The following is a 5,937-nucleotide window of genomic DNA, read 5'->3' as shown; positions in this document are numbered from 1 at the left end:
GGACGGGGCGGGTGCGGGTGCGGAAGTCGGGCGAACGCCGCACGGGCGCGCTCGGCGGTGGCCCGGGCGGCCGGTTCCGCGTTGTGGGGCGGAGCCCCCGTTCGCGGCCGGTGCGGGCATCGGCACTCGCCTCGTGCGGACGGAACACCCGTTCCCGGAACAAAGGTGAGGATCCGTCACCGGGAGCACGGCTCCCCGTCCGGCGCGGGCCGGGCGGTCCTCCCCCGCCCCGCCCGTCGGCTCCGCGGGCCGCGGAGTCCGCGCGCCGGCCGTCGGGTCGGCCCGCGCGGCAGCCCATGCAGCCTGGCCGACAAGGACGTTGACGGATCGCCGGGCCCTCCGTGGTGTGGAGGCACGGTCGACACGGGCATCTTCTTGTCATGAACCTGCGGCCCGGTGGTCGGGCCGCAGTCTCGTGGAGGTGTGGGATGCACCGCAAGTTCGCCACCGCCCTGGCCGCGTCGGCTCTCGCCGCCGTCGGTGTCCTGGGTACCGCAGCGGCCGCCGAGGCCGCTCCCGCCGACAAGGCGCAGGTCCTCTCCGGCTGGACGCAGACCAGCGCGTCGAGCCACAACCAGTGGGTCGCCGCGCGCTCCAACCAGGGGGCCTGGTCCGCCTACGGGTTCGACTGGAGCACCGACTACTGTTCCACGTCCCCCGACAACCCGTTCGGCTTCCCCTTCGCGACGTCCTGCGCGCGCCACGACTTCGGGTACCGCAACTACAAGGCGGCCGGCTCCTTCGGCGCCAACAAGGCACGCCTCGACAACGCCTTCCACGAGGACCTCAAGCGCGTCTGCGCCGGCTACACCGGGGCCACGAAGACCGCCTGCACCAGCACCGCGTGGACGTACTACCAGGCGGTCAGGGCCTTCGGCTGACCGTTCCCGCCCGGACGGGCCGGATGCCGCCGGGCGCCCTGGGGGCCCGGCGGCATCCGGCCTCCTCCGTCACCGCCGGCCGCGCACGAGCACGTACAGGAAGTACGGCGTGCCGATGACGGCCGTCATGAGGCCGGCCCCCAGCTGGGCCGGCGCGATCACGGTGCGGCCCAGCAGGTCGGCGGTGCACACCAGGACGGCGCCGAGCAGCACCGCGACCGGGAGGACGCGGATGTGCCGGCGCCCGACGAGGGCCCGGGCCGCGTGCGGGGCGACCAGGCCCACGAAACCGATGGTGCCGGCGGCGGCCACCGCGGTGGCGGTGAGCAGCACACCGACGACGAGGAAGCCCAGCCGGCCGCGCGACAGGTGCAGTCCGAGCAGCCGCGGGGTGTCCTCGTCGAGGGAGACCAGGTCGAGTTCCCGGTGCCGCACCGCCGCCACTCCGATGCCGACGGTGAGGACGGCGGCCAGCGGCAGGACGTCGGGCATGGTGCGGCCGTAGGTGGAGCCCGACAGCCAGGTGAGGGCCTTCGTGGCGTTGAACGGGTCGGTGAGCACGATCAGCAGGCTGATCAGGGCCGTCGTCCCGGCCGCCGTGCCGACGCCGACGAGCACCAGCCGGTTCTGCTGGAAGCCGCCGCGCGCCGCGAGCCCGAACACGACGACCGCGGTGACGGCGGCCCCCGCGAACGCCGCCCCGGCGACGCTCCACGCCCCGGCGACGGGCACCGTCGTCACGAGGACGACGGCGCCGAGCGCACCGCCGCCCGAGACGCCCAGGACCGAGGGCTCCGCGAGCGGGTTGCGGGTGACGGCCTGCACCAGCGTGCCGGCGAGCGCCAGGGCCGCTCCCGCGAGGAGCGCGGCCAGGACCCGGGGGACGCGGGTGTCGAGGACGAAGGAGACGGTCCGTCCGGCCCGGCCCCGCGCCCAGTTGAGCACGTCGCCCAGCAGGAGCACGCTGTCGCCGACGAGGACCGCGGCGATCGTCAGGCCCACCAGCGCGACGGCCAGCACGGCGAGCGTGACCACGAAGACGGCGCGGCTGCGGATCCGCAGCCCGTCGGACGCGGGCGAACCCGCGGTGTCGCGGAGCCGGGCCGCCATGACGACCAGGAACACCGCGCCGACGAGGCTGGTGACGACGCCGGTGGGCACCGCGACGGAGACGTCCGCGCTCACGAACGTACGCAGCAGCACGTCCGCCCCGAGGACCAGCGCCGCGCCGACCAGTGCGGCGGCCGGCACGCCCGCCCGCAGCCGGTGGACGCCGTGGAACCGGCGCGCGAGGGGCCGGACCAGGGCGGGGGCGCACAGGCCGACGAATCCGATGGGGCCCGCGAGGGTGACGGCCGCCGCGGAGAGCAGCGTCGCCAGCACCACGGTGGTGACGCGGGTCGCCCGTACCGGGACGCCCAGTCCGCGCGCCGTGTCGTCGCCGAGGGCGAGGGCGTCGACGCGCCGGGCGACGAGCAGCAGGCCGGCCAGGCCGACGGCCACGACGGGCAGCATCTGGAGCACGCCGTCGAAACCGTTCTGGGCGATGCTGCCCTGGTTCCACTGGTACAGGCCCTCGGTCTGCTGCGGGAACAGCAGCAGCAGGCCCTGGGTGACGGCCGTGAGGCCGAGGGCGAGCGCGGTGCCGGCGAGCACCAGCCGTACCGTCCCGGCCCCGAGCCCGGACAGTCCGAGGACGACGGCCGCCGCCGCGAGTCCGCCGGCGAAGGCGACGCCGGAGGAGGCGAGCAGGGGCAGGGAGAGTCCGGTGACTGCCGCGAGGCCGAGGGCGAGGTAGGAGCCCGCGTTGACGGCGAGGGTGTCCGGGGAGGCCAGGACGTTGCGGCTGACGGCCTGCAGGGCGAGGCCGGCCGCGCCGAGCGCGGCACCCACCAGCAGCCCGGCGGCCGCCCGGGGCAGCCGCGAGGCGATGACGACGGACGCGTCGTCCGGATCGGCGCGGCCGGTGAGCGCCTTGAGGACCTCGGCCGGGCCGACGGCCGCGGTGCCCTGGGTGATGTCGACGACGGCGAGGGCGGCGACCAGGAGCAGGAGTGCCCCGGTCACCGCGGCCGCGCCCGCCCGGGACGCGGCCGGGGCCGGCCCCGTTTCCGGACGGACGGGGCCGGGCGTGGCGGTGACGGCCATCGCGCTACTTCGTCAGTGCCTCGACGACGGCGTCGGTGTACGCCCCCATCGAGCCGGGACCGCCGAACATCCAGATGCCGTCGGGCAGCCGGTGGACCTCGCCGGCCTTCACGAACGGCAGGGACTTCCACACGGAGTTCTTGGCGAGCTGGTTGCCGAAGGGGTCGCTGTTGGGGTCGTCGTCGCTGCCGATGTAGGCGAACCGGACGTCCTCGCCCAGGTCCGTCAGCCCTTCGACGTCGGTGGCGGCCAGGCCGTAGGCCTTGTCGCCCTCCGTCTTCCAGGCGTTCTTCAGTCCGAGCCGTTCGTTGACCGCGCCGATGAGGGATCCGGAGGTGTAGGGGCGGACGGAGACCTGGTTGGAGGTGACGTAGCCGTCGGCGAAGGCGATCTCGGCGCCGTCCAGGTCCGCACCGGCGAGGGTCTTCTTCCCCGCGGCGAGCTTCGCGTCGAAGTCCTTCTTCAGCGTGGCCGCCTGCTCGGTGGTGCCGGTGGCCTCGGCGATGAGGTCGACGTTCTCGAGCATCTGCCCTATCTGGTCGGAGGCGTCGGCGGACGTGACCGTGAGGACGGGGGCGACCTCGCGCAGCTGCTTGAGGGCATTGGGCTGCAGGTCGCTGGTGGCGACGATGAGGTCGGGCTTCAGCGAGGCGATGGTGTCCATGCTGGGCTCGCCGCGGGTGCCGATGTCCTTGGGCTCGTTGGTGAGCGGTACGGCGGTGTTCCACGCCCGGTAGCCCTTGACGTCGGCGACGCCGGCCGGCTCGACACCGAGCGAGACCAGGGTCTCGACGACGTTCCACTCGGTGCCGACGACCTTCTTGGCGGGACCGTCGAGTTCGACCTCGGTGCCGGAGGCGTCGGTGAGGGTGATGGCCCCGGCGGACTCCTTCGTCCCGGTGGCGGCGGGTTCGGTGGTTCCGCAGGCGGTGAGCAGGAGGGCCGCGGCGGCCACGGGCGTGGTGAGCAGAAGTCGTCTCATGAGGTGGTGCTGAGCCTTTCGGTACGGGTGTGGTGGCGGCCGATCGCGCGGGTGCGCAGCCGGCCGGTGAGCGGGTCGGTGCCGACCTCGATCCGGATGCCGTAGACCTCGGTCAGGCGTTCCGGTGTCAGGACTTCCTCGGGCGTGCCCTCGGCGACGACGTGCCCCTCGGCGAGCAGCACGATCCGGTCGGCCACGGCGGCCGCCTGGTCGAGGTCGTGCAGGACGACGCCGACGGCGATGCCGTGGCCGTCCGCCAGATCGCGGACCAGGTCGAGGAGTTCGACCTGGTAGCGCAGGTCGAGGTAGGTGGTGGGTTCGTCCAGGAGGAGGACTCCGGTCTCCTGGGCCAGGCAGCCGGCCAGCCAGACGCGCTGGAGCTGTCCGCCCGAGAGGTGTTCGGCGCCGCGGTCGGCGAGTCCGGCGACGCCGGTCAGGGCGAGGGCGCGGTCGACCGCGGCCCGCCCGCCGGGGTCGGCGCCGCCCCACCGGCCCCGGTGGGGGTAGCGTCCGAACTCGACGACGTCGCGCACGCTCAGCCCGCTGGGCGTGGGCCTCCCCTGCAGCAGCAGGGCCACGTGGCGGGAGAACTCGCGGGGGCCGAGGGCCAGTCCGTCGGTGCCGCCGTCGATCGTGAGCGTGGCCCGGCGGGGCGACTGGAGCCGGGCGACGGTGCGCAGCAGGGTCGACTTGCCACTGCCGTTGGGACCGACCAGCACCGTGACTTCGCCCGGCCGCAGGGTCAGCGCCGCGGCGTGGACGACGTCCACGCCGTCGTACGCCACGGTCACATCGGTCGCCGCCAGTTGATGGCCGCGCGGGCCAAAGGACGCCTCTTCACCAGGTTTCACGTCGCAAGGTTAGCCTACCCTTAGTTCGCGTTATCCGACGGTGATCTGCAACGGAACCGGCCGCGGCCACCGGAGCGCCGCGGAGTCCGCCGCCGCGCCCGTGCCCGCGATCCGTCGTGTCGTCACGCCGTCGCGTCCGGAGCGCTCCCGGCCCGCCGCGCTTCGCTCCCCGGAGCCCCGAACCCGGCCTCCGCGCACGGCGGTTCCTCCCTCGTCCGTGGGGAAAACGGCCGGGGGCATCGTCCGGACGGGTGACGGCCGACCGGACGAGGACCGTCGCGCCGGTACGGTTCCGCGATGTCCACGACCTCCACCGCAGCGCCGTCATGGAACTCCGCCGACCCGGGTTCCGTCGCCGTCATGGCCTGGTACGGGGAAACACCCCACGGCGGCGTCCCCTTCCTCCTCGCCTGCTCCCTGGGGGACGGGGCGGGCGGTCCGGCGGCCGCCGCGGACGCCGTGCGGCACCTGCTGCGCGGCGCGGGGCTGTCTCCCACGGGCCGCCTCGTCGACGCCACCGGGGAGCCCGGCCCGTCCGGTGTGGTCGTCGTGCCGGGCGCGGCGTCACTCGCCCTGCCGGGCTTCGACGCCCAGTTCGTCCCCCCGCCGGAGTGGAGCGACGCGGTCGTCGAACGCGGGCACGTGTACCTGGTCTTCGCGACCCGGCCCTGGCCGTCCGGCACCGAGCCCGGCGACCGCACGGTCCTGGCCGCGTTCGCCTCGGACCGGGAGACCCTGCGGTCCGCCGCCCACGTCCTGCTGCCCGCCCGCACCCCGCACACCGGCTGACCGCCGCGGCGGCGCCCCGGGCCGGCTCAGAACAGGTGGTCCTGCTCGGCGGGCGTGCCGCCGCGCGGGGGCCGGCGCGGGCCGGGACGCCGGGCCGGCGCGGCGTCCCGGTCGAAGTCTCCCGGCGTCATGTCCGTCCAGTCGCGTTCCCGACGCTCGCTCACCGACGCTCCGCTCCCCGTCCGGGCTTCCAGTCACCTCATTGTTCCCGTACCCGGTCCGGGCGTCAGTTCTCGTCACGGATCCCGGCGACCCTCACGGCCACGGCCGCCGACGGGTGCGCGGC

The 5,937-nt window shown here is 74.9% G+C and carries 6 protein-coding genes; 2 read left to right on the top strand and 4 right to left on the bottom strand.

Annotated elements, in window-relative coordinates; translation table 11 throughout:
• Positions 1-428: 428 nt before the first annotated feature.
• The gene (locus tag AOK18_RS14760) at positions 429-881 is read left to right on the top strand and encodes a phospholipase (RefSeq protein ID WP_055694653.1); all 453 of its coding nucleotides are present in this window, start codon (positions 429-431) and stop codon (positions 879-881) included.
• Between the two features lie 69 nt (positions 882-950).
• On the opposite strand, the gene AOK18_RS14755 is transcribed toward AOK18_RS14760, so the two are convergent.
• From AOK18_RS14755 to AOK18_RS14745, 3 genes are read right to left on the bottom strand one after another with little or no spacing between them, the layout of a single operon-like run.
• Entirely contained in the window at positions 951-3,029 is a 2,079-nt protein-coding gene (locus tag AOK18_RS14755; RefSeq protein ID WP_055694652.1) for an iron ABC transporter permease, read from the bottom strand.
• Between the two features lie 4 nt (positions 3,030-3,033).
• Complete coding sequence (locus AOK18_RS14750) at positions 3,034-4,011, bottom strand: ABC transporter substrate-binding protein (RefSeq protein ID WP_055694651.1); 978 nt, start codon at positions 4,009-4,011, stop codon at positions 3,034-3,036.
• Entirely contained in the window at positions 4,008-4,862 is an 855-nt protein-coding gene (locus AOK18_RS14745) for an ABC transporter ATP-binding protein (protein ID WP_074994737.1), read from the bottom strand. Before AOK18_RS14745 ends, AOK18_RS14750 begins: the two co-directional genes overlap by 4 nt.
• Before the next feature lie 297 nt (positions 4,863-5,159).
• Here AOK18_RS14745 and AOK18_RS14740 point away from each other — a divergent pair, with 297 nt between their 5' ends.
• Positions 5,160-5,651, top strand: a complete 492-nt coding sequence (locus tag AOK18_RS14740) for a DUF5949 family protein (protein WP_055694650.1) — start codon at positions 5,160-5,162, stop codon at positions 5,649-5,651.
• A 26-nt stretch (positions 5,652-5,677) separates the two neighbouring features.
• Here the strand turns inward: AOK18_RS14740 and AOK18_RS33610 are convergent, their stop codons facing one another.
• Complete coding sequence (locus tag AOK18_RS33610) at positions 5,678-5,815, bottom strand: hypothetical protein (protein WP_206281547.1); 138 nt, start codon at positions 5,813-5,815, stop codon at positions 5,678-5,680.
• Between the last annotated feature and the right edge of the window lie 122 nt (positions 5,816-5,937).

Source organism: Streptomyces prasinopilosus (assembly GCF_001419695.1).
In the GTDB taxonomy this organism is placed as follows: Bacteria; Actinomycetota; Actinomycetes; order Streptomycetales; family Streptomycetaceae; genus Streptomyces; species Streptomyces prasinopilosus.
This window is presented reverse-complemented; position numbering and strand designations above follow the sequence as displayed.

Bases quoted from the DNA above. Each gene is read 5' to 3' on its own strand.
- AOK18_RS14760 (WP_055694653.1), top strand. From the start codon at position 429: ATGCACCGCAAGTTCGCCACCGCCCTGGCCGCGTCGGCTCTCGCCGCC.
- AOK18_RS14755 (WP_055694652.1), bottom strand. From the start codon at position 3,029: ATGGCCGTCACCGCCACGCCCGGCCCCGTCCGTCCGGAAACGGGGCCG.
- AOK18_RS14750 (WP_055694651.1), bottom strand. From the start codon at position 4,011: ATGAGACGACTTCTGCTCACCACGCCCGTGGCCGCCGCGGCCCTCCTG.
- AOK18_RS14740 (WP_055694650.1), top strand. From the start codon at position 5,160: ATGTCCACGACCTCCACCGCAGCGCCGTCATGGAACTCCGCCGACCCG.